The following is an 824-nucleotide window of genomic DNA, read 5'->3' as shown; positions in this document are numbered from 1 at the left end:
CGGATCATGGGCCATGGCGATGCGCGGATCGGGGTCGAGATGGAGACCTATTTCTTCACCGCCCGCGCCTTCGCGGTGCTCGCCGAGGGGCTGCCCGAGGCCGAGTTCGTCGACTGCTCGACGCTGGTGAACTGGCAGCGCCTGATCAAATCCGACGAGGAGCTCGCCTTCATGCGCCGCGCCGCGCGGATCTCGGAGCTGGTGATCAACCGCGCGGTCGAACTGGCCGAGCCGGGGATGCGCAAGCACGACCTCGTGGGCGAGCTGTTCAAGACCTCGGTGCAGGGCGAGGAGGACAGCTGGGGCGATTATCCCGCGATCGTGCCGATGCTGCCCTCGGGCGAGGATGCCTCCGCGCCGCACCTGACCTGGGACGGCGAGGCGCTGCGCAAGGGCGAGGCCACCTTCATCGAGCAATCGGGCTGCTACCGGCGCTATCACGCGCCGCTGTGCCGGACGCTCTTCTTCGGCAAGCCGCCGCGCTTCATGGCCGATGCCGCCGCGGCGCTGACCGAGGGTCTCAATGCCGGGATCGAGGTCGCGCGCCCCGGCAACCGCGCCTGCGACATCGCCCGCGCGCTCGATCTCGAACTCGCCAAGGTCGGGATCGAGCGGCCCAATCGCTGCGGCTACGCGGTCGGGCTGAGCTACCCGCCCGACTGGGGCGAGCACACCGTGAGCCTGCGCGCCGCCGACGAGACCGTACTCGAACCCGGGATGACCTTCCATTTCATGCCCGGCCTGTGGATGGACGACTGGGGCCTCGAGACCACCGAGACCATCCTGATCCGCGAGGACGGCCCCGCCGAACCGCTCTGCAACGT

At 69.4% G+C, this 824-nt stretch carries 1 protein-coding gene; it reads left to right on the top strand.

The window, feature by feature from the left end; translation table 11 throughout:
- A partial coding sequence (locus DW2_RS18880) for a M24 family metallopeptidase (protein WP_038149021.1) occupies positions 1-824 on the top strand: 824 nt, incomplete at both ends.

The sequence above is a fragment of the Thioclava atlantica genome, from assembly GCF_000737065.1.
In the GTDB taxonomy this organism is placed as follows: domain Bacteria; phylum Pseudomonadota; class Alphaproteobacteria; order Rhodobacterales; family Rhodobacteraceae; genus Thioclava; species Thioclava atlantica.
Note: the sequence above shows the minus strand (reverse complement) of the source record. Positions and strands in the feature narration are given on the sequence as shown.